General features: G+C 40.3%; 15 protein-coding genes, 25 tRNA genes and 3 rRNA genes. 3 read left to right on the top strand and 40 right to left on the bottom strand.

Annotated elements, in window-relative coordinates; genetic code table 11:
- Positions 1 to 160 precede the first annotated feature (160 nt).
- The 36 genes from trmL to bcp form a co-directional block, all read right to left on the bottom strand.
- Complete coding sequence (gene trmL / locus GZH82_RS05260; protein ID WP_162681594.1) at positions 161 to 631, bottom strand: tRNA (uridine(34)/cytosine(34)/5-carboxymethylaminomethyluridine(34)-2'-O)-methyltransferase TrmL; 471 nt, start codon at positions 629 to 631, stop codon at positions 161 to 163.
- On the bottom strand, positions 631 to 1,761 hold the full coding sequence (gene queG / locus GZH82_RS05255) for a tRNA epoxyqueuosine(34) reductase QueG (protein WP_162683005.1): 1,131 nt from the start codon (positions 1,759 to 1,761) through the stop codon (positions 631 to 633). The genes trmL and queG overlap by 1 nt, the downstream gene beginning before the upstream one ends.
- Before the next feature lie 158 nt (positions 1,762 to 1,919).
- Entirely contained in the window at positions 1,920 to 2,645 is a 726-nt protein-coding gene (locus GZH82_RS05250; protein WP_162681593.1) for an amino acid ABC transporter ATP-binding protein, read from the bottom strand.
- Positions 2,638 to 4,098, bottom strand: a complete 1,461-nt coding sequence (locus tag GZH82_RS05245; RefSeq protein ID WP_162681592.1) for an ABC transporter substrate-binding protein/permease — start codon at positions 4,096 to 4,098, stop codon at positions 2,638 to 2,640. The genes GZH82_RS05250 and GZH82_RS05245 overlap by 8 nt, the downstream gene beginning before the upstream one ends.
- A gap of 186 nt (positions 4,099 to 4,284) precedes the next feature.
- A complete protein-coding gene (locus GZH82_RS05240) occupies positions 4,285 to 5,343 on the bottom strand; it encodes a PTS sugar transporter subunit IIC (RefSeq protein ID WP_162681591.1) in 1,059 nt (352 codons plus the stop codon).
- 627 nt (positions 5,344 to 5,970) lie between these two features.
- Positions 5,971 to 6,054 (bottom strand) — tRNA-Leu (locus GZH82_RS05235).
- Between the two features lie 36 nt (positions 6,055 to 6,090).
- Positions 6,091 to 6,165, bottom strand: a tRNA-Gly gene (locus GZH82_RS05230).
- Positions 6,166 to 6,179: 14 nt separating this feature from the next.
- Positions 6,180 to 6,254, bottom strand: a tRNA-Cys gene (locus tag GZH82_RS05225).
- 8 nt (positions 6,255 to 6,262) lie between these two features.
- Positions 6,263 to 6,334: transfer RNA gene (locus tag GZH82_RS05220), tRNA-Gln, on the bottom strand.
- A 15-nt stretch (positions 6,335 to 6,349) separates the two neighbouring features.
- Positions 6,350 to 6,422: transfer RNA gene (locus GZH82_RS05215), tRNA-His, on the bottom strand.
- 2 nt (positions 6,423 to 6,424) lie between these two features.
- Positions 6,425 to 6,498, bottom strand: a tRNA-Trp gene (locus tag GZH82_RS05210).
- A gap of 7 nt (positions 6,499 to 6,505) precedes the next feature.
- A tRNA-Tyr gene (locus tag GZH82_RS05205) sits at positions 6,506 to 6,589 on the bottom strand.
- A gap of 6 nt (positions 6,590 to 6,595) precedes the next feature.
- Positions 6,596 to 6,671 (bottom strand) — tRNA-Thr (locus GZH82_RS05200).
- Between the two features lie 7 nt (positions 6,672 to 6,678).
- Positions 6,679 to 6,751 (bottom strand) — tRNA-Phe (locus tag GZH82_RS05195).
- A gap of 10 nt (positions 6,752 to 6,761) precedes the next feature.
- Positions 6,762 to 6,838: transfer RNA gene (locus tag GZH82_RS05190), tRNA-Asp, on the bottom strand.
- 14 nt (positions 6,839 to 6,852) lie between these two features.
- A tRNA-Met gene (locus GZH82_RS05185) sits at positions 6,853 to 6,926 on the bottom strand.
- Positions 6,927 to 6,943: 17 nt separating this feature from the next.
- Positions 6,944 to 7,036 (bottom strand) — tRNA-Ser (locus GZH82_RS05180).
- Positions 7,037 to 7,044: 8 nt separating this feature from the next.
- Positions 7,045 to 7,118, bottom strand: a tRNA-Ile gene (locus GZH82_RS05175).
- 25 nt (positions 7,119 to 7,143) lie between these two features.
- Positions 7,144 to 7,217, bottom strand: a tRNA-Met gene (locus GZH82_RS05170).
- Between the two features lie 37 nt (positions 7,218 to 7,254).
- A tRNA-Ala gene (locus GZH82_RS05165) sits at positions 7,255 to 7,330 on the bottom strand.
- Between the two features lie 22 nt (positions 7,331 to 7,352).
- Positions 7,353 to 7,426, bottom strand: a tRNA-Pro gene (locus tag GZH82_RS05160).
- A gap of 13 nt (positions 7,427 to 7,439) precedes the next feature.
- A tRNA-Arg gene (locus tag GZH82_RS05155) sits at positions 7,440 to 7,513 on the bottom strand.
- Positions 7,514 to 7,517: 4 nt separating this feature from the next.
- Positions 7,518 to 7,606 (bottom strand) — tRNA-Leu (locus tag GZH82_RS05150).
- A gap of 6 nt (positions 7,607 to 7,612) precedes the next feature.
- Positions 7,613 to 7,687: transfer RNA gene (locus GZH82_RS05145), tRNA-Gly, on the bottom strand.
- Positions 7,688 to 7,690: 3 nt separating this feature from the next.
- A tRNA-Leu gene (locus GZH82_RS05140) sits at positions 7,691 to 7,772 on the bottom strand.
- 4 nt (positions 7,773 to 7,776) lie between these two features.
- A tRNA-Lys gene (locus tag GZH82_RS05135) sits at positions 7,777 to 7,849 on the bottom strand.
- A gap of 4 nt (positions 7,850 to 7,853) precedes the next feature.
- Positions 7,854 to 7,929, bottom strand: a tRNA-Thr gene (locus tag GZH82_RS05130).
- A 23-nt stretch (positions 7,930 to 7,952) separates the two neighbouring features.
- Positions 7,953 to 8,028, bottom strand: a tRNA-Val gene (locus tag GZH82_RS05125).
- Between the two features lie 12 nt (positions 8,029 to 8,040).
- Positions 8,041 to 8,155: ribosomal RNA gene (gene rrf / locus GZH82_RS05120) — 5S ribosomal RNA — on the bottom strand.
- A 78-nt stretch (positions 8,156 to 8,233) separates the two neighbouring features.
- Positions 8,234 to 11,155 (bottom strand): 23S ribosomal RNA (locus GZH82_RS05115).
- Between the two features lie 290 nt (positions 11,156 to 11,445).
- A tRNA-Ala gene (locus GZH82_RS05110) sits at positions 11,446 to 11,521 on the bottom strand.
- Positions 11,522 to 11,543: 22 nt separating this feature from the next.
- A tRNA-Ile gene (locus tag GZH82_RS05105) sits at positions 11,544 to 11,620 on the bottom strand.
- Positions 11,621 to 11,724: 104 nt separating this feature from the next.
- Positions 11,725 to 13,275, bottom strand: a 16S ribosomal RNA gene (locus tag GZH82_RS05100).
- The 16S, 23S and 5S rRNA genes sit together here with 25 tRNA genes alongside, the layout of an rRNA operon.
- A gap of 743 nt (positions 13,276 to 14,018) precedes the next feature.
- A complete protein-coding gene (gene perR / locus GZH82_RS05095) occupies positions 14,019 to 14,477 on the bottom strand; it encodes a peroxide-responsive transcriptional repressor PerR (RefSeq protein ID WP_162681590.1) in 459 nt (152 codons plus the stop codon).
- 80 nt (positions 14,478 to 14,557) lie between these two features.
- Positions 14,558 to 15,508 carry a phosphoglycerate dehydrogenase gene (locus GZH82_RS05090; RefSeq protein WP_162681589.1) on the bottom strand — a complete coding sequence of 317 codons (951 nt, stop codon included), beginning with the start codon at positions 15,506 to 15,508 and terminating at the stop codon, positions 14,558 to 14,560.
- Between the two features lie 6 nt (positions 15,509 to 15,514).
- Positions 15,515 to 15,973 carry a thioredoxin-dependent thiol peroxidase gene (gene bcp, locus GZH82_RS05085; RefSeq protein WP_162681588.1) on the bottom strand — a complete coding sequence of 153 codons (459 nt, stop codon included), beginning with the start codon at positions 15,971 to 15,973 and terminating at the stop codon, positions 15,515 to 15,517.
- An 82-nt stretch (positions 15,974 to 16,055) separates the two neighbouring features.
- Between bcp and GZH82_RS05080 the strand changes: the two genes are divergently transcribed.
- Positions 16,056 to 17,342 carry a glutamate-1-semialdehyde 2,1-aminomutase gene (locus GZH82_RS05080; protein ID WP_162681587.1) on the top strand — a complete coding sequence of 429 codons (1,287 nt, stop codon included), beginning with the start codon at positions 16,056 to 16,058 and terminating at the stop codon, positions 17,340 to 17,342.
- Positions 17,343 to 17,435: 93 nt separating this feature from the next.
- On the top strand, positions 17,436 to 18,530 hold the full coding sequence (locus GZH82_RS05075; RefSeq protein WP_162681586.1) for an FUSC family protein: 1,095 nt from the start codon (positions 17,436 to 17,438) through the stop codon (positions 18,528 to 18,530).
- Between the two features lie 602 nt (positions 18,531 to 19,132).
- Here GZH82_RS05075 and GZH82_RS05070 read toward each other — a convergent pair.
- The 4 genes from GZH82_RS05070 to mutY form a co-directional block, all read right to left on the bottom strand.
- The gene (locus tag GZH82_RS05070) at positions 19,133 to 20,710 is read right to left on the bottom strand and encodes an FMN-binding glutamate synthase family protein (protein WP_162681585.1); all 1,578 of its coding nucleotides are present in this window, start codon (positions 20,708 to 20,710) and stop codon (positions 19,133 to 19,135) included.
- A 326-nt stretch (positions 20,711 to 21,036) separates the two neighbouring features.
- Positions 21,037 to 22,773: an ABC transporter ATP-binding protein gene (locus GZH82_RS05065; RefSeq protein ID WP_162681584.1), complete on the bottom strand. Its 1,737-nt coding sequence runs from the start codon at positions 22,771 to 22,773 to the stop codon at positions 21,037 to 21,039.
- A gap of 186 nt (positions 22,774 to 22,959) precedes the next feature.
- Positions 22,960 to 23,502: a nucleoside tri-diphosphate phosphatase gene (ntdP, locus tag GZH82_RS05060; protein ID WP_014613502.1), complete on the bottom strand. Its 543-nt coding sequence runs from the start codon at positions 23,500 to 23,502 to the stop codon at positions 22,960 to 22,962.
- Positions 23,503 to 23,567: 65 nt separating this feature from the next.
- Positions 23,568 to 24,611, bottom strand: a complete 1,044-nt coding sequence (gene mutY / locus GZH82_RS05055) for an A/G-specific adenine glycosylase (RefSeq protein WP_162681583.1) — start codon at positions 24,609 to 24,611, stop codon at positions 23,568 to 23,570.
- Between the two features lie 90 nt (positions 24,612 to 24,701).
- On the opposite strand from mutY, the gene GZH82_RS05050 reads away from it, so the two are divergent.
- Positions 24,702 to 25,679, top strand: coding sequence for a metal-dependent hydrolase (locus tag GZH82_RS05050; protein ID WP_162681582.1), 978 nt, complete (start codon positions 24,702 to 24,704; stop codon positions 25,677 to 25,679).
- Positions 25,680 to 25,723: the final 44 nt, after the last annotated feature.

Raw genomic sequence — 25,723 nt, 5'->3', positions numbered from 1 at the left:
TTTACATTAATAATTACATACCCATTTTAAACATCAATTAAAACATTAAAAAATGAGGAACATTCGAAAGGTTCTCCGTTATCGTAATTATAACCTTTTTTACGCAATTGTTCTTGTCCAAACCCCAAACTATGAACAATGCTATGAAATTCGTCCATATCTATTGTAAATTTGGATAATTTTGCTGTCTTAATACCTCATAAACTAAAATCGCTGCAGTATTAGATAGGTTCAATGCACGTACATTTTCGTTCATCGGGATACGTAACGCTGTATTATCATACTTATCTTTCACCCAGTCTGGTAATCCTGTTGTTTCTTTCCCAAAAATAAAATAATAGTTTTCATCAACATTTGAAAAATCTTGAGACGTATGACTTTTAGAACCAAACTTTGTAAGTAAAAAGTATTGGCCCTCTGTTTGTTCAAAAAATGATTCAATATTGTCGTAATATGTAATCGATACATATTTCCAATAATCTAAACCAGCACGTCGCAACATTTTATCGTCAGTACTAAAACCTAACGGACGAATTAAATGTAAATGTGTGTCAGTCGCTGCACATGTACGTGCAATATTCCCTGTATTAGCAGGAATTTCTGGTTGATATAAAACTACATGAATTGGCATTATTCATCTCTCCTCATTTCTAATCCTTTAATCATCTCGACTTGGACTTCTTTAAGTTCATTGTCATAATGTGACATCACATAATCTTTTGCTGCATCACCTAAAATTTGACCAATTGCCCAAAATGCCGTTGCACGAATCATAGGTCTCGGATCCGTTTCAGCCATATCTTTTAAGTCTGGTATTGCCGTTTCTTCTTTAAAATGCGCCAGTGCAAGAATCGCATTACGTTGAATCGGCTTTTTACCTCTCCATGCGCCTGCAAGATGTCCAAATGTATTTTTAAACGTCTTATTATTCATTTTTAGTAATGGTACTAATCGTGGTTTTAAAATTTCTGGCTCTAGATGTATATCGTCTTGTTCCGTATTAATACCTCGATTTTTCGGACACACTTGTTGACACGTATCACAACCGTACAGACGATTACCGATTTTATAACGATATTCATCCGGTAAATAGCCTTTCGTTTGTGTTAAAAAGCTGATACACTTCTGGCTGTTCAATTGCCCATTACCAACGAGCGCGCCAGTAGGACAACGATCAACACAAATTGTACAATCGCCACAACTATCCATAATAGGATCATCAGGTGGAAATGGAATACTCACTAACATTTCTCCTAAATACGACCACGTACCTAAATCAGGATTAATGACAAAGCCGTTGCGTCCTACAAAGCCAAGCCCCGCACGTTCTGCAACGGCACGGTCAGACAGCACACCAGTATCCACCATTGACATGAGCTCTACATCTGGTACTTTACTTTGAATAAAAGCTGCCAAATCATCTAAACGTCGCCGCATAATCGAATGATAATCTTGCCCCCATGAAGCGCGTGCAAACATGCCTCGACGATCACCACGAACACTTTTAGGCGCACCTTTTAATTTATTCGGATATCCAACAGCAATCGCAATAATTGAACGTGCAGTCGGTAAAGATAATTTCGGCGCTGTGCGTAAAGCGATAACAGACGGCTCAAAACCTGACGCATATCCTTTTGCATGATAATCGACAAGCTTTTGTTTCAATTCATCAAAAGGATCTGCTGTGGTAAAACCAATACTATTGATGCCTATTGTATGTGCATATGCGATTATCTCTTCTTTCAATGCCCGTACATTCATCATGTCACCTCTTTAAAATCACCATGTTATTTTAACATATCTGACTGTCATTGCGTGGAATTATTCCATTGAAGCTCGGAAACTCATAAACATCATTTGATACTTCAACTAAAAAAGAGCCGGAATCAATTACATTCCTAGCTCTTTGTCGTTTAAATTTAGTTTAACACACGCTTCAAGAAGTTTTGTGTACGTTGATGTTGTGGATTTTCAAAAATTTCATGCGGTGGCCCATCTTCTACGACAACACCATCTGCCATAAATACTACGCGGTCACTCACATTTTTCGCAAAATCCATTTCATGCGTCACCACAACCATTGTCATCCCTTCTTTAGCGAGTGATTTCATTACTGCTAATACCTCTCCTACCACTTCAGGATCTAATGCTGATGTAGGTTCGTCAAATAACAACACGTCAGGATCCATCGCTAACGCACGAGCAATCGCAACCCTTTGCTTTTGTCCACCCGACAATTGATTCGGATAGGCTTCTGCTTTATCTTCCAAACCTACTTTCGATAATAAATCTAGTGCACGCGTTTTTAATTGTTGTGCATCCCCTTTTTTCAATAATTGCGGCGCTAGCATAATGTTATCAATGACCTTTTTATGTGGAAATAAATTGAAATTTTGAAATACCATGCCCATTTTTTGACGTAATTCATCCACTTTAGTGCCCTTATCTGTCAAATCACGTCCTTCGAAAATGACTTGCCCTGATGTAGGAACTTCTAATAAATTCATACATCGTAATAATGTACTTTTCCCGCTTCCAGAAGGACCAATGATAGCGACCACTTCACCTTGTGCAATTTCTAAATCAATACCTGTTAACACTTCATTTTGACCAAACGATTTATTTAACTTTGAAATTTTAATCACTGATACTCATTCTCCCTTCTAAAAAGCTCATTAAACGTGAAAGCGTGAATGTTAAAATAAAGTACAGCACAGCGGCAATTAATAATGGTGTGAATGGATCAAATGACGCCCCTTGTACAACTTGTGCATTGAACATAATTTCACTGACACCAATCACAGAGACGATAGAAGACTCTTTAATCACTGTCACAAACTCATTTCCTAATGCAGGTAAAATCTTTTTAATCGCTTGAGGCATAATGACTGACTTCATCGTTTGACTGTAGCTTAAACCTAAACTACGTGCCGCCTCCATTTGACCTTTATCTACGGCATTAATCCCTGCACGAATAATTTCTGCAATGTAGGCCGAACAGTTAATCACCAATGCGATGGCTCCACAAATAAATGCTGAAATATCTAAACCTAACACTGCTGTTGTACCAAAAAATACTAAAAAGACTTGTACAAGTAACGGTGTGCCACGTAAAAATTCGATATACGCTGATGCAAACCATTTTAACGGTCGAATTGTACTAATTTTCATCAACGCAAACATTGAACCAAATACTGCCCCTAATATCACACCGATAAGCGAAATGACAATCGTACTTTTAATACCTGTTAAGAAAAATGCGCCATATTTTGTTAAAAAGCTACCATCATCTTGCATCGCATCAGCAGCGATTTTTTCATATTTCGCTATCAAATTGTGATCATTGACGTCTGCAATGGATTGATTTACACGTTTTAATAACTTGGGTGAATCTTTCGGAACAGCAATGGCAGTTGGTTTTTCAGAATCTGCAAATGAAGCATCTGAGAACGTTAATTCTTCATTTTGTGCTAAATAAGCTTTACCTACTGCACTATCCATGACAATCGCATCTACTTTGTTGCTTTTAAGAGATAAAATCACTTCAGGCAAACGTGTTAACGATTGGATATCCGCACCTTCAATTTCCTTTTGCGCTAATTCTTCTTGTGTCGTTTGTTTTTGCGCCCCAATACGATGATGCGCTAAATCTTTCAACGTTTTAAATTTATCTTTATCCTTTTTTCGAACAACAACTTTTTGATCTACCGTCATATAGTTATCGGAAAAGTCCACTTCTTTTTTACGTTCAGCTGTCGGTGTCATCCCAGAAATAATCATGTCGATTTTTCCAGTTTTTAACGCACCGAGCAAACTATCAAATTGCATATTGACGATTTTTAATTTAACCCCATTATCTTTCGCAATTTTTTTGGCTAATTCAATATCGATACCTGCATATTCTCGTTCACCATTCACTGTTCTTTCAAATTCCATCGGCGCATAGTCTGCAGATAGCCCCACTCTCAATTCTCCACGATCTTTAATGACATCCCACTGATCCTCACTTGCAGCTTGGGCATCATACTTCGCGGGAATTCCCGAAATACAAAATACGACTATTAACATGATTGTCATCATTTTCCCCAAATACTTCATTACATTGCCTCCTTCCTATATTATCGATTATTATACATTTATATGTAAGTTTATGCAATAATATTTTGAAAATTTTTCGGTAGCCTTGTAAATATCAAAAAAACATCAAACAACTTTGTATCGTTGCTTGATGTTTTATTCATTTTGCTATTATTAATTTCAAATACATGTATGACGATTCAACATTTATTCTTTTAGTACTTCAAAATGATAAATGTCATCTCGATAACCTGGTAACACTTTTTTACTCAATTGATGCACAAACCACCCCACTGTAAAAGGAATTACGAAATAAGCAATCAATAATAAGAAAATATTCATGATTGGATCCCCTTCTAAACGGTTGAACGCATTAATCGGTCCAACGAGTCCTGAATAGCCAAAACCTGCTGACATCGGTGTGCCTTGTATCCCCACAAAGTATGCAATCAGACCCGCTACGAAACCATTAACAATTAACGGGATGATAATAATAGGATGTTTGAAATAAACAGGAATCATCATTTTAGCCGCACCAAACAATAACACGATATTCACACCCAGTTTATTGACCTTCATCGATCCCATTAAAAACGTAACACAAGCCGCTACAACACCCATATTACCAGCACCACTTCCCAAACCTGTTAAAGATATTGCCGTTGCTATTGCTACAAGTGAAATCGGTGTCACCATCAATAATGCGTATGTAATCGCAATTAAAAGACTCATAATTAATGGATTAAGTTCTGTAAACGTATGAATTAAATGCCCTAATGATTGTGTCACTTTACTCACATAAGGTAATGTCATGAGACCAATCATTCCAGAAGTCACAGGAATTAACGCGGGTAACACGATAATCTCTAATGATCCTAATTTGCCTGACAATAGAATAAACATGAGACACGCTATCATAACAATCAGCATGACGTTAATTATGTCACCAATACCATGTAATACAAACGCACCATTCTTAAACTGTAACGCACCTGATCCAATCATCGCAGAAGTTCCTACAAATGTTACCCCTGGCCCAGAAAATTTGAAGGCATGTGCAGCGAGTGCCCCAATAATAAATGCCATAAATGATTGGATGACCAAAACAACCTGATAAATCATTTCAAGAATTGGTTGACCGTCTTTAAAAAACTTCAACAATTCACCTAGAAAGGCATTAGGAAGTAACGCAATTACAACACCAGCCCCTACCGCATTTAAAATAACGCTAAAAAATTGCTTGCTGTTAATTTGATTTGTCGCCATCTACGCAACCCTCCGCTTATAAGAATAGGTTAATCATAATATAAGTGAACTTATGGCACAACATTATTCTGAAAATTTCTTAAAATATTCGTCAATACTTTAAAGGGTTATGATTGATGGTTTATTTTTATTGAGATTTTTAAGATAAAATGAAATGGGTTTAATGTTAGTAGCAGTAAATTTAAAACCAAGAATTACTACTGGTTCTTTACTAGACATAGAATTAAGAAGTTTTAAAGCAGGATTCGATGTGATTGCTATGTATAATGGAAACTACGGTTAAATAAACATTGTTTTTTTGGACACATGGACATGCGAAATCGCTAACGTGTCCAAGATGTGTATTGTTGTTTATCTAAAAAAGTTCATGTAGGTAACTTGCTCGGACCTTGTACGTCTATCTTTTCACTACATATTTAAGAAAGATCAAGAAAAAGGAAATAAATTGACTTCATTCATTACATAATCATAATAGTTCTCGCCTTTACTGCCACAAGGGAAAGAGTGAATGATTAGCACGTGCCATTGGAGAATCAAGCCTGTGCCATTTGGGTGCCGCCTCATAAAAAGAAACCCCGTAATAACAGGGTTTCTGATGTGCTATGATGTGTAAATAACGGTTATGAATACCGGTGGTCGGGGTCGAACCGACACGTCTGTGAAGACACGGGATTTTGAGTCCCGCGCGTCTGCCAATTCCGCCACACCGGCATAATACAAAAAAAACCAATATGTTATTGGAAAAAATGGAGCGGAAGATAGGACTTACACCTATACCTCTTTCCGGGAAGGAAAGTGTTCTAAAAATTGAACTACTCCCGCATGTTTCATATCAATGGAGGCGGCAACCGGATTTGAACCGGTGAATAGAGGTTTTGCAGACCTCGGCCTTACCACTTGGCTATGCCGCCAAAAGTAACTGGGCTAGCTGGATTCGAACCAGCGAGTGACGGAGTCAAAGTCCGTTGCCTTACCGCTTGGCTATAGCCCATTAATTTTAAATAAAGGCGGTTGATGGGAATCGAACCCACGAATGTCGGAACCACAATCCGATGCGTTAACCACTTCGCCACAACCGCCATGGCAGGGGCAGTAGGAATCGAACCCACATCAAAGGTTTTGGAGACCTCTATTCTACCGTTGAACTATGCCCCTATTGATATGGTGGAGGGGGGCAGATTCGAACTGCCGAACCCGAAGGAGCGGATTTACAGTCCGCCGCGTTTAGCCACTTCGCTACCCCTCCAAGACATGGTGCCGGCCAGAGGACTTGAACCCCCAACCTACTGATTACAAGTCAGTTGCTCTACCAATTGAGCTAGGCCGGCAAAAAAGTGGTTCAGGACGGAATCGAACCGCCGACACAAGGATTTTCAGTCCTTTGCTCTACCGACTGAGCTACTGAACCATTTTAATAATGGCGGTCCCGACGGGAATCGAACCCGCGATCTCCTGCGTGACAGGCAGGCGTGTTAAACCGCTCCACTACGGGACCACTTATAAATAATATTGCGGGAGGCGGATTTGAACCACCGACCTTCGGGTTATGAGCCCGACGAGCTACCGAACTGCTCCATCCCGCGGTAATAGAAAATAATAATGGCGGAGGAAGAGGGATTCGAACCCCCGCGAGCCGTTAAGCCCCTGTCGGTTTTCAAGACCGATCCCTTCAGCCAGACTTGGGTATTCCTCCGAATTATATGGACCTTGCAGGACTCGAACCTGCGACCGAACGGTTATGAGCCGTTAGCTCTAACCAACTGAGCTAAAGGTCCTAATAATGTTTTCAACTAAAATTAGTGGCGGCGGAGGGGATCGAACCCCCGACCTCACGGGTATGAACCGTACGCTCTAGCCAGCTGAGCTACGCCGCCTTATGTAGTTGTAAATTGTATTAGTATTAAATTTAAATGGTGGAGACTAGCGGGATCGAACCGCTGACCTCCTGCGTGCAAAGCAGGCGCTCTCCCAGCTGAGCTAAGCCCCCATATAAATAATTTTAAAAGATATCGGGAAGACAGGATTTGAACCTGCGACCCCTTGGTCCCAAACCAAGTGCTCTACCAAGCTGAGCTACTTCCCGTAAGGTAATGTAGCGCGCCCGATAGGAGTCGAACCCATAACCTTTTGATCCGTAGTCAAACGCTCTATCCAGTTGAGCTACGGGCGCATATTGGTGCCGAGGACCGGAATCGAACCGGTACGGTGATCTCTCACCGCAGGATTTTAAGTCCTGTGCGTCTGCCAGTTCCGCCACCCCGGCAAATAATGGAGCAGAAGACGGGATTCGAACCCGCGACCCCAACCTTGGCAAGGTTGTATTCTACCGCTGAACTACTTCTGCATATGCGGGTGAAGGGAGTCGAACCCCCACGCCGTAAGGCGCTAGATCCTAAGTCTAGTGCGTCTGCCAATTCCGCCACACCCGCAAAGTGAGCCATAGAGGATTCGAACCTCTGACCCTCTGATTAAAAGTCAGATGCTCTACCAACTGAGCTAATGGCTCATCATGGTGCCGGCCAGAGGACTTGAACCCCCAACCTACTGATTACAAGTCAGTTGCTCTACCAATTGAGCTAGGCCGGCTACTCATATTCATTTTTTTAAAATGGTGGAGAATGACGGGATCGAACCGCCGACCCTCTGCTTGTAAGGCAGATGCTCTCCCAGCTGAGCTAATTCTCCGATTATGTATTAACCTGGCACCGTCCTACTCTCGCGGAACGTAAGTCCGACTACCATCGGCGCTAAAGAGCTTAACTTCTGTGTTCGGCATGGGAACAGGTGTGACCTCTTTGCCATTGGCACCAGATTAAGTTGTAGAATGTTATACATTCAAAACTAGATAGTAAGTATATTTATCACAAGCATTACCTTATGAACCATTATTTTGATTAAGTCTTCGATCGATTAGTATTCGTCAGCTCCACGTATCGCTACGCTTCCACCTCGAACCTATTAACCTCATCATCTTTGAGGGATCTTATAACCGAAGTTGGGAAATCTCATCTCGAGGGGGGCTTCATGCTTAGATGCTTTCAGCACTTATCCCGTCCATACATAGCTACCCAGCTATGCCGTTGGCACGACAACTGGTACACCAGAGGTATGTCCATCCCGGTCCTCTCGTACTAAGGACAGCTCCTCTCAAATTTCCTACGCCCACGACGGATAGGGACCGAACTGTCTCACGACGTTCTGAACCCAGCTCGCGTACCGCTTTAATGGGCGAACAGCCCAACCCTTGGGACCGACTACAGCCCCAGGATGCGATGAGCCGACATCGAGGTGCCAAACCTCCCCGTCGATGTGAACTCTTGGGGGAGATAAGCCTGTTATCCCCGGGGTAGCTTTTATCCGTTGAGCGATGGCCCTTCCATGCGGAACCACCGGATCACTAAGTCCGTCTTTCGACCCTGCTCGACTTGTAGGTCTCGCAGTCAAGCTCCCTTATGCCTTTACACTCTATGAATGATTTCCAACCATTCTGAGGGAACCTTTGAGCGCCTCCGTTACTCTTTAGGAGGCGACCGCCCCAGTCAAACTGCCCGCCTGACACTGTCTCCCAGCACGATAAGTGCTGCGGGTTAGAAATCCAATACAATTAGGGTAGTATCCCACCAATGCCTCCACGTAAGCTAGCGCTCACGCTTCTAAGGCTCCTACCTATCCTGTACAAACTGTACCGAATTTCAATATCAGGCTACAGTAAAGCTCCACGGGGTCTTTCCGTCCTGTCGCGGGTAACCGGCATCTTCACCGGTACTATGATTTCACCGAGTCTCTCGTTGAGACAGTGCCCAAATCGTTACGCCTTTCGTGCGGGTCGGAACTTACCCGACAAGGAATTTCGCTACCTTAGGACCGTTATAGTTACGGCCGCCGTTTACTGGGGCTTCGATTCGTAGCTTCGCTTGCGCTAACCACTCCTCTTAACCTTCCAGCACCGGGCAGGCGTCAGCCCCTATACGTCACCTTACGGTTTAGCAGAGACCTGTGTTTTTGATAAACAGTCGCTTGGGCCTATTCACTGCGGCTCTTCGAAGCGTGAACCTCAAAGAGCACCCCTTCTCCCGAAGTTACGGGGTCATTTTGCCGAGTTCCTTAACGAGAGTTCGCTCGCTCACCTTAGAATTCTCATCTTGACTACCTGTGTCGGTTTGCGGTACGGGCACCATTATTCTAGCTAGAGGCTTTTCTCGGCAGTGTGAAATCAACGACTCGAGGAACAAGTTCCTCTCCCCATCACAGCTCAATCTTAAGAGTGCCGGATTTGCCTAACACTCAATCTCACTGCTTGGACGTGCACTCCAACAGCACGCTTCGCCTATCCTACTGCGTCCCCCCATCGCTTAAAACGAATCATGGTGGTACAGGAATATCAACCTGTTATCCATCGCCTACGCCTGTCGGCCTCAGCTTAGGACCCGACTAACCCAGAGCGGACGAGCCTTCCTCTGGAAACCTTAGTCAATCGGTGGACGGGATTCTCACCCGTCTTTCGCTACTCACACCGGCATTCTCACTTCTAAGCGCTCCACATGTCCTTGCGATCATGCTTCAACGCCCTTAGAACGCTCTCCTACCATTGTCCAAAGGACAATCCACAGCTTCGGTAATATGTTTAGCCCCGGTACATTTTCGGCGCAGTGTCACTCGACTAGTGAGCTATTACGCACTCTTTAAATGATGGCTGCTTCTAAGCCAACATCCTAGTTGTCTGGGCAACGCCACATCCTTTTCCACTTAACATATATTTTGGGACCTTAGCTGGTGGTCTGGGCTGTTTCCCTTTCGAATATGGACCTTATCACCCACATTCTGACTCCCAAGTTAAATTATTTGGCATTCGGAGTTTGTCTGAATTCGGTAACCCGAGAGGGGCCCCTCGTCCAAACAGTGCTCTACCTCCAATAATCATCACTTGAGGCTAGCCCTAAAGCTATTTCGGAGAGAACCAGCTATCTCCAAGTTCGATTGGAATTTCTCCGCTACCCTCAGTTCATCCGCTCACTTTTCAACGTAAGTCGGTTCGGTCCTCCATTCAGTGTTACCTGAACTTCAACCTGACCAAGGGTAGATCACCTGGTTTCGGGTCTACGACCAAATACTCATTCGCCCTATTCAGACTCGCTTTCGCTACGGCTCCACATTTTCTGCTTAACCTTGCATCAGATCGTAACTCGCCGGTTCATTCTACAAAAGGCACGCCATCACCCATTAACGGGCTCTGACTACTTGTAAGCACACGGTTTCAAGTTCTCTTTCACTCCCCTTCCGGGGTACTTTTCACCTTTCCCTCACGGTACTGGTTCACTATCGGTCACTAGAGAGTATTTAGCCTTAGGAGATGGTCCTCCCAGATTCCGACGGAATTTCACGTGCTCCGTCGTACTCAGGATCCACTCAAGAGAGAATTCATTTTCGACTACAGGATTATTACCTTCTATGATTAACCTTTCCAGGTTATTCGTCTAACAAATTCTTTTGTAACTCCGTACAGAGTGTCCTACAACCCCAATAAGCAAGCTTATTGGTTTGGGCTCTTCCCGTTTCGCTCGCCGCTACTCAGGGAATCGATTTTTCTTTCTCTTCCTCCGGGTACTAAGATGTTTCAGTTCTCCGGGTCTGCCTTCTTGCATGCTATGTATTCACATGCAGATAACACGACATAACTCGTGCTGGGTTTCCCCATTCGGAAATCTCTGGATCAAAGCTTACTTACAGCTCCCCAAAGCATATCGTCGTTAGTAACGTCCTTCATCGGCTTCTAGTGCCAAGGCATCCACCGTGCGCCCTTAATAACTTAATCTAAACGTTATGATAAACGCTCGCATTCTTCCTTATTTCTTTCTTTGCTTGTTCATTTACGAAAAGTAAACTTCACTGCGCTCATCAAGAAATGCGTTGACTGACAAGCGTTTTCATCAACGTTTGTGCAATCAAAATACGATGCTTACCATCACCAGTTATTAATTATGTGAGTCGTCAAATGACGACTAGCGATAATTTTTGTTTCAAGCTTTTAAACGCTTGTCACTCGGTTTTGCTTGGTAAAATCTATACTTACTTATCTAGTTTTCAATGTACAAATGATATAAATGGTGGAGACTAGCGGGATCGAACCGCTGACCTCCTGCGTGCAAAGCAGGCGCTCTCCCAGCTGAGCTAAGCCCCCAAAATATTATTTAACTTTTAAATGGTGGGCCTAAGTGGACTCGAACCACCGACCTCACGCTTATCAGGCGTGCGCTCTAACCAGCTGAGCTATAGGCCCATTTGAATTTTGAATTCTCAATGAACGAGCATTCAAAACTGAATACAATATGTCACGTTAATCCGCTTATCACCTAATGGTGATATTCCGTATATTATCCTTAGAAAGGAGGTGATCCAGCCGCACCTTCCGATACGGCTACCTTGTTACGACTTCACCCCAATCATTTGTCCCACCTTCGACGGCTAGCTCCAAATGGTTACTCCACCGGCTTCGGGTGTTACAAACTCTCGTGGTGTGACGGGCGGTGTGTACAAGACCCGAGAACGTATTCACCGTAGCATGCTGATCTACGATTACTAGCGATTCCAGCTTCATGTAGTCGAGTTGCAGACTACAATCCGAACTGAGAACAACTTTATGGGATTTGCTTGACCTCGCGGTTTTGCTGCCCTTTGTATTGTCCATTGTAGCACGTGTGTAGCCCAAATCATAAGGGGCATGATGATTTGACGTCATCCCCACCTTCCTCCGGTTTGTCACCGGCAGTCAACTTAGAGTGCCCAACTGAATGATGGCAACTAAGCTCAAGGGTTGCGCTCGTTGCGGGACTTAACCCAACATCTCACGACACGAGCTGACGACAACCATGCACCACCTGTCACTTTGTCCTCCGAAGAGGAAAACTCTATCTCTAGAGCGGTCAAAGGATGTCAAGATTTGGTAAGGTTCTTCGCGTTGCTTCGAATTAAACCACATGCTCCACCGCTTGTGCGGGTCCCCGTCAATTCCTTTGAGTTTCAGTCTTGCGACCGTACTCCCCAGGCGGAGTGCTTAATGCGTTAGCTGCAGCACTAAGGGGCGGAAACCCCCTAACACTTAGCACTCATCGTTTACGGCGTGGACTACCAGGGTATCTAATCCTGTTTGATCCCCACGCTTTCGCACATCAGCGTCAGTTACAGACCAGAAAGCCGCCTTCGCCACTGGTGTTCCTCCATATCTCTGCGCATTTCACCGCTACACATGGAATTCCACTTTCCTCTTCTGCACTCAAGTTTTCCAGTTTCCAATGACCCTCCACGGTTGAGCCGTGGGCTTTCACATCAGACTTAAAAAACCGCCTACGCGCGCTTTACGCCCAATAATTCCGGATAACGCTTGCCACCTACGTATTACCGCGGCTGCTGGCACGTAGTTAGCCGTGGCTTTCTGGTTAGGTACCGTCAAGATGTGCACAGTTACTTACACATTTGTTCTTCCCTAACAACAGAGCTTTACGATCCGAAGACCTTCATCACTCACGCGGCGTTGCTCCGTCAGGCTTTCGCCCATTGCGGAAGATTCCCTACTGCTGCCTCCCGTAGGAGTCTGGACCGTGTCTCAGTTCCAGTGTGGCCGATCACCCTCTCAGGTCGGCTACGTATCGTCGCCTTGGTAGGCCGTTACCCCACCAACTAGCTAATACGGCGCGGGTCCATCTATAAGTGACAGCAAGACCGTCTTTCACTGTAGAACCATGCGGTTCAACATGTTATCCGGCATTAGCCCCGGTTTCCCGGAGTTATTCCAGTCTTATAGGTAGGTTACCCACGTGTTACTCACCCGTCCGCCGCTAACATCAAAGGAGCAAGCTCCTCATCTGTTCGCTCGACTTGCATGTATTAGGCACGCCGCCAGCGTTCATCCTGAGCCAGGATCAAACTCTCCATAAAAGAAGTAAGCTTGATATAGCTCGTTGATTGTTTAAGTCAATCACTCTTGAAAGTACTTTTGAAGTACTCAAATTATCGGAATTAACGTTGACATATTGTCATTCAGTTTTCAATGTTCGCTTTTTGCTGTTACAAGAATTCATTATACTTCAAACAAAATTCTGTGTCAAGATTTAATTTAAAGTTTTTTTAATTCTTTGTTAATAAGTTGTTGTCTTATTCAACATTTATTATCTTATAATGTTGTGAAGAAAGTTTCAAGCGTTAATTTTACACTTTTAATCATTCATTTACATGCGTTCAACATGGAAGAATTATTTTTAACAATCTCCTTGAAACGACTTCCTTATCTTACCAAGTAGAACCACCATCGTCAACACAAAAATAGCCGTTATTTTTAATCAAATTTACTATGTTTTTGAAAACTAACACGTATAGAGTTATTTTTACATCAAAACATTTTAAACAGTGATTGTATTATCTTTTGAATCAATTTAAACAATTATATCTCCACCCAATTCTATAGCGGCTGACTCACATATCCTATATTTTTCTTCAACCATAATCATAAACATTTTCACTATGTTGTCAGCCATTGTAAGATTTATCATCTAAATCAACAATCGCTTTTCAAGACAATCAATTCATCATTAGCCGAAAATAATTACCAAAACTTAAAAACAAAAAAGACTTATTCATTAAAACGTATCATTCATACGCTTTCTGAATAAGCCTTCAATCACTTATAATTCTTTTTCAGCCTCTTTACACGATTGACAAACACCATATATCTCCATTCTGTGATGCGTGACGTCAAATTCTGTTACATGTTGCGCGAGTTGTTCAACTTCATGGAGCAATGGATAGTGGAAGTCAACAATCTTACCACATTTCTCACAGATGACATGATAATGATTCTGTGTGTCGAAATCAAAACGACTTGAAGCATCACCATATGTTAACTCTTTAACAATGCCTGTCTTTTTAAATACTTTAAGGTTATTGTAAATTGTTGCAACACTTATATTTGGGAAGTCAGGTGATAATGATTGATAAATTTCGTCAGCAGTCGGATGTGATTCCGCTTTGATGAGGAAATTTAATATTGCTTGACGTTGCGGTGTAATACGCACGCCTGCTTCACGTAAAGACGCTATTGACTCTTTTAATTGATGATCATGAGATTCCAATCCAGCAGTCATTAGGTTCACCCGTCTTTCTTATTAAGAATAATTCTTACTTAATAATATATATGGTTTACCTTTTTATTGTCAATATTTATCTAATATCCTCTATCAATATTAACATTATTCTCAATCAAATCGCCGTTATTGAGAAAAGATTTTAAATTGTTAGAAAAAATATCAGTAGCTAATTTTTTGTTATCTACGTGACTGCCTGAAATATGTGGTGTTAAAAATACATTATCCAACTGGTAGAGTTCTGAATTAGATTCAAGCGGCTCCTTTTCAAATACATCTAAATATGCTTTACGAATCATTTTATTTTTTAAGGCATCGACAATGACCGCTTCTTTTGCAATCGTACCTCGACCTAAATTGACAAATAATGTACGTTGATTCATCGCTTTAAAATCTTCTGCTGTTAATAAATAACGTGTGTCTACAGTTTCCGGTAACAAATTCACAACGATATCCGCTTTTTCATAGACATGTTGACGTTCTGAAATGGCATATGTCTCGTCAAAATGGTCTGCCGCATGACCTGTTGTATTTAATCCTATCGTTTTCATTCCTAATGTTTGCGCTACTTGAGCTGCGCGTTGTGGAATCTTTCCGGTACCTAAAAATAAGATGTGCTGATCTTTAACGGATGGTGTAACACGCTTATGGTTATAAATGCGCGCTTGCTGTTCTTCATAAATTGCTTTCAGTTCTTTGTAATCATCTAATATGTACGCAAACAGAAATTCCGTAAGTTGTTGTGCATGTACACCACCTGCATTGGTCAATTGAATCTCTCTTTTCTTGAGTATTTCAAATGGTAAAGGATTGACCCCTGTCGCATACCAAGCAATCCATTTTAATTGTGGTGCATTTTCGATAAAAGCCTCATCAACTTCTGGATGATATGAAATCAGCACATCCATTTGTTGTTGTACTTCTTCAGGCAGTTGAGAGGGATGCTTATAAAATTTGAAGTCAACATTAGGAAATGCTTCTTGTAACTTTACTTCTTGATCATCTAAACGCATTAAGCTTACGACTAACATGGACGATCACCCTTCCAAGATTTCTTTTAACTGTGCCATTTGTTCTTTGACTTTTACTTTTTCGATGACATCAATAATATTACCTTCTTCATCTATGACAAAAGTTGTCCGTACGATGCCCATTGATTCTTTACCAAAAGATTTCTTCAGTTGATAGACACCGACCGCTTCTGAAAGTTGAAAATCTTCATCGACCAATAAATCAAAATTTAGTTGGTGTTTCTCGATGAAATTTTGATGTTTGCGTTTTGAATCGCCACTCACACCATAAACTTGCACATTTAAATCATTGAAGTATGCAATATTATCTCTAAAGTCACATGCTTCTGTAGTACATGTGGGTGTGTTATCTCGTGGGTAAAAATAGAGAATTACTTTTTGTCCTTTTAATGAAGCTTTTGAAATTTGTTCGCTATTTTGATTTTCTAATTGGAAGTCTGGAAATGTGTCACCTTTTTTTAACATAACAACCCTTCTTTCTAATATCTTCTCATTTTATGATACGATAATAGAGAAAAATATTAAATTAAAAGAGGTTGGTTGATTTATGAATTTTAATCGAAGCGAAGAATTACAAGAACAATCCAATGAATATATTTTAGGGGGTGTCAATTCACCGTCTCGTTCATATAAAGCTGTCGGTGGTGGCGCGCCTGTTGTGATGAAGTCTGGTAAAGGGGCTTATTTATACGACGTTGATGGCAATGAATATATCGACTACTTACAAGCATATGGTCCTATTATTACTGGACATGCCCATCCACATATTACTGAAGCAATCCAAGAACAAGCTGCCCTTGGTGTGTTATTCGGTACACCAACAGAATTAGAAATAGCGTTTGCACGTAAATTGAGAGCTGCCATTCCTTCATTAGAAAAAATGCGCTTTGTAAACTCAGGGACAGAAGCAGTGATGACTACGATTCGTGTTGCACGTGCTTATACAAATAGAGATAAAATCATCAAATTTGCTGGCTGTTATCACGGTCACTCTGATTTAGTACTTGTTGCTGCAGGAAGTGGTCCGTCTCAACTTGGTTCTCCTGATTCAGCAGGTGTACCGAAAAGTGTGGCTCAAGAAGTCATTACGGTGCCATTTAATGATATTGAATCTTTTAAAGAAGCAATGAAACATTGGGGCAATCAAGTAGCTGGCGTGTTAGTTGAACCAATTGTTGGTAACTTTGGTATGGTCGAACCTCAACCTGGATTTTTAGAAGAAGTAAACCGTGTGACGCATGAATATGGCGGCTTAGTCATTTACGATGAGGTCATTACTGCATTCCGTTTTCACTACGGTGCCGCACAAGATTTACTAGGTGTTTATCCTGATTTAACAGCTTTCGGTAAAATTGTCGGTGGTGGCCTTCCAATCGGTGGTTACGGCGGTCGTCAAGATATTATGGAACAAGTAGCACCACTCGGCCCCGCCTATCAAGCAGGGACAATGGCAGGTAATCCATTATCAATGAAAGCTGGTATTGCCTTGTTAGAAGTGTTAGAACAACCTGGTGTATATGAAAAATTAAATCAACTCGGTGAAAAATTAGAAGCCGGATTACAAGCTGCCATTGATAAATATCAAGTCAAAGCAACTATCAATCGTGTATACGGTGCGTTAACAGTATACTTTACAGATGGAAAAGTTACACACTATGAACAAGCCGATGCTTCTGATGGTGAACAATTTGCGAAATTTTTCAAACTGATGTTACACCAAGGTATTAACCTAGCACCATCGAAATATGAAGCGTGGTTCTTAACGACAGAGCATACTGAAGCAGATATCGACAAAACGATTGCTGCTGCGGATTATGCATTTAGCCAATTGTAAACTTCGCTATTGAAATTTGCAATGTAACAGTGTATAACATGATTAAACCTATTCACTATTCAGGATTTAATTTAACCAAAGGAGCGCGATGATTTGAAACTGGGAGCTAGAATTTTAAAAACAGGTATCGCCATTATACTTGCGGTTTCGATTGCCTCACTGTTACCTCATAGCGCTGGGATGGTGACTGTCGCAGGAATTGCAGCGGTCGTCGCCATGCAGCCTAGCGTTTACCGGACGTTTAAAACGATTGTCGACCAATTCCAAGGTAATGTCATTGGTGCCCTCCTCGCTGTAGCTATGGTGACCATTTTCGGTAACAATATCATTATTATGGGTGCGACAGTCATTTTGTTAATCGCATTACTCTTTAAAATGAAAATCGCGCATGTTGCAACGTTAGCTACAGTGACAGCACTGGTCATTATGGGACAACATGACGGCTCTTTTTATATCTCAGCCTTTTACCGATTTTCACTTGTGATGATTGGAGTCATCAGCTCATTCATCGTTAATCTCACATTTCTACCACCAAAGTTTGAGACGAAAATATATTACAACTCATTGAACATTTCGACTGATATTTTTAAGTGGTTTAATTTAGTGTTAAATGATGCGACAGAATTTAATTATGTGAAGCAAGATTTAGAAAATTTACGTCAACGTATTGTAAAACTTGAGCAGTTACTTGAATTTTATAAAGAAGAACGTGTCTATACAAAGAAACAAGTCTTCGCACAAACACGTAAGAAGATTTTATTTAAAGAAATCGTCTTGTCGACACGTGATGCATATGACGTGCTCAGAAGAATGAATCGTTATCAAAATGATTTGGTGCATTTAAATCATGCGTTGTTACTACAAATTAAATTAGAAATTGATGAACTCACACAATTTCATGAACAGATTTTAATTAGTATTACGAAAAAGGCGAAGTTTGATGCCACGTTAGATCAACGTTTTGTTCCCAATCCGTTAAAAAAAGACATCATGACTGCTTTTAAAGAAGAAGTCGTGACAGATTCAGAGCCTAAAAACTTTTCTTACGCTAACATTATGCATATCATTTCAGCTTTAGAAGAGTATCGCTACAATATAGAGCATTTGGATCGTTTACGTGTCAGTTATTTTAAATACCATAACACTGATCCTGATATCGATATTATTGAAGAGGATTTTGATTTATAACATTAAAAGCTCGAGCAAGATGATTTGAACATCACCTTGTTCGAGCTTTTTCTACATTGATAGGGCTGAGAGATTCACTTTTCTCTGCCTCTATCTTCACATATACTTATGATTCATGATTGATTATAAAACAGTCGAAAAATGAGGATGAATTGGAGACAAAAATTGATGCTATTACTTTTCTTGATTTCATAAACTTGCCCTTAGTTTACTATATTTCGATGTAAGATTGCCCAGAAGATGGAGACTCCTGAGGGAATGTGTGCATACTGCTAACAGTCTCTTCTTTACTTTAATAATGGGTGCTGTTTAACGCAGTAGCTGACTGGACTTCTCAAAAGCATGCTTTTGAGAAGTCCAGTCAGCCTTGCGGGGCAGTACGATGAAATCTTTGTTGCACATGAGATTTTTGTACTGCTCTCAAAATCCACTAACGCATCAACAAATATAAAAGTTTAATCAAGCGTTAGTGAGTTGAAGGATCAGCCCCTAGGAAACGCGAAGCCATGAAGCAATCAAAACCCACAAATCGAAGGAAGAAGGGGCAAGTTACACAATGCTACATCAATAGCATCAAAAATTTTTATGTCTCATATTCAAATTTAATCAATCAACTTTAATTGATATTGATGAATCGATTCAATTTCGCCGTTCTGATATTTAATCGTCACATGTTCAGGACCGATTTCAGTTGGACTTTTCACACCGACCGCTGCAGCGATATTAAACAACCCTTCATGCAAGCTCGTAATATAGTTCGTTACACGATATTGTTTTTCATCGACTACGAGGGCTTCTTCTTTTTTAGGATCCGTCGTTGCAACACCAACTGGGCAAATATTTTTATGGCATTGACGGCTCATAATACAACCGACACTAATCATCATCGCTCTTGCAACATTCACAAGGTCAGCCCCTAATGCTAACGCGATGGCAATTTTATCAGGTGTAACTAATTTTCCAGATGCAAAAATTTTCACTTTATCTCTTAACTGATGCGCTTTTAGTAAACCGTCAATGATAGGAAGGGCTGTAAATAATGGCAATCCCACGCCATCTTGCAATTCTTGGAACGTTGCACCTGTCCCACCTTCACCACCGTCAATTGTAATAAAGTCGGGATAAATGTTTAATGTTTGCATAGCATCAATCAATTGTTTAAAGTCGTCTTTTCTACCGAGTACCATTTTAAAGCCCACTGGTTTTTGACTCATTTCTCGCAGTTCATCAATCCAATTTAATAAATCGTACGCGTTATTAATAAAGTCAAAACGGTTCGGCGAGTCGACAGTTTCATAAGGTTTAAGTTTACGAATTTTGGCAATTTCTTCTGTCACTTTTTTACCCTCAATATGACCGCCTCGTGTTTTAGCCCCTTGTGCCAGCTTAATTTCAAATGCTTTAACTTGAGGACGTTGTGCAACTTCCATGAAATGATTCGGGTCGAATTGTCCCTGCTCGTCCCTGACACCAAACAAACCAGGACCAATTTGGAAAATAATATCAACATCACCGGCAAGATGATAGTCGGATAAGCCCCCTTCACCTGTATTCATCCAAGTATTTGCCATTCCTAACCCTTTCGAAAGTGCTGTAATCGCATTTTTACCTAGCGCACCGTAACTCATGCCTGACTGTCCAACTAAACGTTTAACGTAAAATGGATGTGCTACATGTTCCCCTATTTTGACATAATGTTCGGGCGCCAAATAAAAAGGTTCAATTTCTTTCGCACGAATATGCTCTGAACGATTAAACAATGTTTCACTTTTAATTTGGTAAATGAATGTGGAAATCCACTCCGCATTGTCGACCATTAACTGATGCTTTTGCGTTGGAAACATGGCATTATTAATAAAATAACCGGTGTCGTAATTTTTCTGAGTTCCAAAACTCGCCCCTCTTGAGTTGTATTTGCCCGCAATGACAATATTTTGATATTCCATTCTCGAAAAAGGCCTATCTTCATTATCATTTAAAAATAAATATTGACGCATCTCTGGTCCAATATGTTCTAAAAAATATCTCACACGTGCTAGCACAGGATAATTACGTAATACACTGTGCTGCTTTTGTCGTTTATCAAAAATTAAAAACGCAATAAATGCGATAAATGCAATGACTAATATACCTACTAATAAAGCATTGATAATTAATTGAAGTACAGTTAAAAAAGTCATTGTAACCCCCACTCCCTTTTTCTGTCATTATACATGAAATATAGGACGACATTGACTGAGATGACCGATTTAAGTTGGAAATAACTTGATTGATAACCGCTAGGCACATGCTCAGTTCAAACATTCCATTTATTGATTTTTCTAATAAAGATAATTTTAAAACTTGTTTGTTCTTATTGCGTTGCGCATTCAGATTATTCCATTTGATTTCAAATTTAATTTTATCAATTTTCTTTTAGCAGTCACATTATAGATAACAAATATCAAAAAAAGAGGCTAGAAATTAAGTTTTGCCAGCCTCTACTACTCATAGATTTATGATTCATTTATAAATTTTGAATAGAGTAAAGTCGACGGTATGCGCCTTCTCGTTGCATTAACGCCTCATGAGAACCTTGCTCAACAATTTTACCATTTTCAATGACGACAATTTTATCTGCATGGGTAATCATTGAAAGTCGATGCGCTACAATAATCGTTGTCCGGTCATGACTCAGCTTTTCTAACGCTTCTTGAATAATTGCTTCACTTTCTAAATCTAACGCACTTGTTGCTTCATCTAAAATCAGAATCGGCGGATCATTTAAGAAAATACGTGCAATCGATAATCGTTGTTTTTGCCCACCTGAAAGCTTCACACCACGTTCACCGACTTCCGTATCATAACCTTGAGGCAATGCCATAATAAACTCATGGGCATTTGCCAGTTTCGCCGCTTCCACGACCTCTTCAAATGACGCATCTGGACGGCCGAGCAAAATATTTTCTTTCACTGTATCGGAAAATAAAATGTTGTCTTGCTGCACCATGCCGATTTGTCGTCTTAAACTTGCCGTATCGAAATCTTTAATGTCATGGCCATCAATTTTAATATATCCTTCTGTCACATCGTAAAAGCGAGGGATAAGATGGATTAAGGTTGACTTTCCGCCCCCACTCATACCGACAAATGCGACTGTTTCACCATGCTGTATATCTAAATTCAAATGGTTCAGTACATTCCGCTCTTCTGGATTGTATTTAAATGACACATTTTCTATTTCGATATGCCCTTCACGAATCGGAATCGCTTTAGCTTGTGGTGTGTTTTTTATATCATAAGGCTCATCAAACAATTGAAAAACACGGTCCATTGATGCAAAACTTTGCGTTAATGTTGTAAAAGAAGACACGAGACGGCGTAAAGGTCCGTAAAGTTGTTCGAGATAACTGACAAATGCCGCAAGTGTCCCCACTGTCACGGATCCCGTAATGGCTAAATAAGCACCGTAACCTATAACAATTAATGGACCAATATCTGTCACAGTATTGATAGCCGAAAATGAATAAGCATTCCAACGTGTATGTTTAAAGGCCTTGTTTAAAAAATTTGTGTTGCGTTGATCGAAATTTTTCGCTTCGTTCGCTTCAATCGCAAAACTTTTAATGACTGCCATCCCATTGACACGTTCATGAAGGAAGCCTTGTGTTTCAGCGAGCTTTTGTGAACGTTCACGAGTCAGTGCTCTTAAACGGCCGAAAAAGAAATAGACCGTTAAAATGTAAAAAGGTAAGACGACTATCGCTGCTAATGTCAGTTGAACGTCTAAGAAAAACATGACCGATAACGCAATAATAATCGTAATACAGTCAAGCCAAATATTCATGAGACCCGTCATAATGAAATCTTTCGTTTGTTCAACATCATTAATGACACGTGAAATCACTTCACCTGCTTTGTTGTTCGCATAAAACTTTGAACTTAATGCTTGTAAATGATCATACAATTTTTTTCGAATATCATATAAAATTTTGTTACTTGTCCATTGTGCTAAATATTGTCTAAAAAACTCAATCGGTGGGCGTACCACTACAAAAATAAACGCCGCAATGAGCATAGACACAGCTAAACGCATTAACTTATCATCTACTGTTAAAGCCGCATTATTAATCACGTCGTCAATGACATATTTGATTAATAATGGAATCAGCAACGGAATACCAAACTTCAATATCCCGACTATAATCGTGCCAACAATCAGCCATTTATACGGCTTTACAAACTCTAAATATCGTCTTATCAAAAAAACGCCCCCCAGTATTATCCTACGTCATCATTGCTCACATATGTATCATGTATAAAATAAGTTTCGCACGTCTCTTTGAATGACGAATTGAACGGGAGTAAGAACAATATCAGTTGTCTCACTCCCGTATTACATTGTCATTGCCAATCGGTGTTGTTATTCAATTACATACGACATGATACTTTAAAAGTTTTTCACCTTTTGAAATCGTTGACGCCACACTTTAATAAAATCAGGTGCAAATGGTCCTTTTTTCTGCTCAATCCATTGTTGTAAAATATCAACATTGCGTCTTAAAATCATATCAATATCTTTTGGATAATTCATTTGATTCATATGTTGTTCATATTCATCTTCATCTAATAAATGATATTTGCCGTTTGGATAAACTTTAATATCTAAATCATAGTCGATATATTTTAAAGCTTCTTCATCGCAAACAAAAGGCGACGATAAGTTACAATAATAATAAACGCCATCTTCACGAAACATACAAATGACATTAAACCAATATTCTGAATGGAAATAGACAATTGCAGGTTCGCGCGTTACCCAAGTGCGGCCATCACTTTCGGTCACAAGCGTATGATCATTACCACCGATGACGACATCTGCTGTTCCTTTTAAAATTGTAGTTTCGGACCATACACGGTGTATATTGCCATCGTGTTTATAAGATTGAATTTTAATCGATTCCCCTTCGCGAGGTATACACGATTTGACCAACTTCTCACACCACCTTGTTAAAAATTCACCTCGTTATTATATCATATTCCAATCCTATTACTTAATTATTCCGATTCATTTATAGCGTTAAATATTTTAGTCATTGGAACTGGAAAAGAGTAGTCATCCTTTTCAGCGGGTGCCATCCATCGTCTTCCTTTTGCGATGATCGATGCTGCTTCATCCACCGTTGCAGTATGTACAGTTAAATACCATGTCAAATGTGTAAATTGATGTTTCACTTTCAAAACATTTTTACGTTGAATCGTTAAATTATTGACGTCTAACGTTTTTTCTATAGCTTGAGTCGCACCATATTCAACCATTGGAAACTGCCACATGCCTTTTAATAATGACGCTGTACGCTGTTCTATTAAATAGTCTCCTGATTGATTTTGAATGACATACACATCAAAATTCAATGTTTTTTTCTTCAACTTTTTCGTTTTCACAGGACGTTCTAATTCTGTCCCGCGTTCGTAGGCTTCACAATGCATTTGAACTGGACAAAATATACAAAGTGGCGCTTTAGGTGTACACACGAGTGCCCCTAACTCCATCATCGCTTGATTAAAATCACCTGACTGCTGTTCAACATAAGGCGCCAACTCATTTTCGTAAGCTTTTCTTGTCGACTGAAGCGCTGTATCACGTGCATCATCGTTTAAACGCGACCATACACGAAAGACATTCCCATCCACTGTCGCTAACGGTAAATCGAAAGCAATGCTCATCACAGCTGCTTGTGTGTATGGACCGACACCTTTCAATTTCAAAAATGTCTCCGGATGTTGCGGCATGCTTCCATCATGAAATGCGACGACTTCTTTTGCGGCAGTATGAAAATTACGTGCACGACTATAATATCCGAGACCTTCCCAAAGTTTTAATACATCGTCCTCATGCGCATTTGCCAAATCTTCAATTGTCGGAAACGCTTCAACAAAACGATGATAATAATCTCGGACCGTATCGACTTGTGTTTGTTGTAACATCACTTCGCTGATCCAAATATAATATGGATTTTTCGTTTCTCTCCAAGGCATTTGCCGTTGTTCCTTTTCAAACCATTCCAATAAATGTGGCTTGAATGTAAGTTCATCTAACATTTCAATTCTCCTTGTACATATTAATGATTTTTGTTCATTTCAATTATCGACTATAATAAAGTTACGTTATATTGAAAAGAGTGAGACATTATGGATACAGCCACACACATCGCGATAGGCGTTGGACTTACAGCAATCGCAACGACGGATGCTGCCATGAGCGGAAACTTCGCTGCAACGGCAACTGTACTGATTGCGAGTTCATTAATTCCTGATAGTGATACTGTACTAAAATTAAAAGATAATGCAACATATATTTCAAATCATAGAGGCATTACACATTCTATTCCTTTTACTTTACTTTGGCCATTATTGTTAACTTTACTAGTCTATAGTTTTTTCAAACAAGTCGACCCTTTACATGTATGGTTATGGGCACAACTCGCTGTATTTCTCCATGTGTTTGTTGATATTTTCAACTCATATGGCACACAGGCATTGCGGCCTTTTTCGAGTAAATGGATTCAACTGAGTGTCATTAATACATTTGATCCGATTATTTTTATGATTTTGCTCATTGGTATCGCCATTTGGGCCATAGGTGTACACCCTTATGTCGTATTTATTCCAGTTTTAATCATTCTCATTGTGTATTATATCTTAAGATTTCAAATGCGCAGTTGGTTAAAAAAACAAGCTTTAAATCAAGTGGAACATCTCGGTACACCGATTAAAGTTTTTGTAGCGCCGACCCTTCGCTTTATGCAATGGCGTATTGCAATTCAAACTGAAAAATACGATTATGTCGGTCGCAGTTATGGACGTAATATTGTGTTTAGTGACAAGGTGGAGCGTCAGCCTTTTCCAAGTGATGCGATTATGAAATATGCGCAATATGATAAAAATGTGAAAGCTTTTCTGAACTTTTCTTCTATCTATCGTTGGCATGTGAGACAGGTTGATTCTTATACGACTGAGTTGCGTTTTATTGATTTGCGTTATTTGAAGGATGGTCATTATCAGTTTGTGGCGGTTTTACATCTTGATCAAGAGTTGAAAGTGAAGCATTCGTATACAGGCTGGGTGTTTAGTGAGGAGAAGTTATTGAAAAAATTACTCGCACATTAATACAGAGTCGTATAGAATCATTTAAAGTTGCATGATGTTCAGAT

The sequence above is a fragment of the Staphylococcus sp. MI 10-1553 genome, from assembly GCF_010365305.1.
GTDB lineage: Bacteria > Bacillota > Bacilli > Staphylococcales > Staphylococcaceae > Staphylococcus.
Note: the sequence above shows the minus strand (reverse complement) of the source record. Positions and strands in the feature narration are given on the sequence as shown.

Excerpts from the sequence above, each read along its gene's own strand:
- mutY (WP_162681583.1), bottom strand. The coding sequence starts at position 24,611 with ATGTTAGATGAACTTACATTCAAGCCACATTTATTGGAATGGTTTGAA.
- GZH82_RS05070 (WP_162681585.1), bottom strand. The coding sequence starts at position 20,710 with ATGACTTTTTTAACTGTACTTCAATTAATTATCAATGCTTTATTAGTA.
- GZH82_RS05090 (WP_162681589.1), bottom strand. The coding sequence starts at position 15,508 with ATGTTAGTCGTAAGCTTAATGCGTTTAGATGATCAAGAAGTAAAGTTA.
- GZH82_RS05240 (WP_162681591.1), bottom strand. The coding sequence starts at position 5,343 with ATGGCGACAAATCAAATTAACAGCAAGCAATTTTTTAGCGTTATTTTA.
- GZH82_RS05050 (WP_162681582.1), top strand. The coding sequence starts at position 24,702 with ATGGATACAGCCACACACATCGCGATAGGCGTTGGACTTACAGCAATC.
- queG (WP_162683005.1), bottom strand. The coding sequence starts at position 1,761 with ATGAATGTACGGGCATTGAAAGAAGAGATAATCGCATATGCACATACA.
- GZH82_RS05245 (WP_162681592.1), bottom strand. The coding sequence starts at position 4,098 with ATGAAGTATTTGGGGAAAATGATGACAATCATGTTAATAGTCGTATTT.
- trmL (WP_162681594.1), bottom strand. The coding sequence starts at position 631 with ATGCCAATTCATGTAGTTTTATATCAACCAGAAATTCCTGCTAATACA.
- bcp (WP_162681588.1), bottom strand. The coding sequence starts at position 15,973 with ATGTTAAAAAAAGGTGACACATTTCCAGACTTCCAATTAGAAAATCAA.
- perR (WP_162681590.1), bottom strand. The coding sequence starts at position 14,477 with ATGACTGCTGGATTGGAATCTCATGATCATCAATTAAAAGAGTCAATA.
- GZH82_RS05080 (WP_162681587.1), top strand. The coding sequence starts at position 16,056 with ATGAATTTTAATCGAAGCGAAGAATTACAAGAACAATCCAATGAATAT.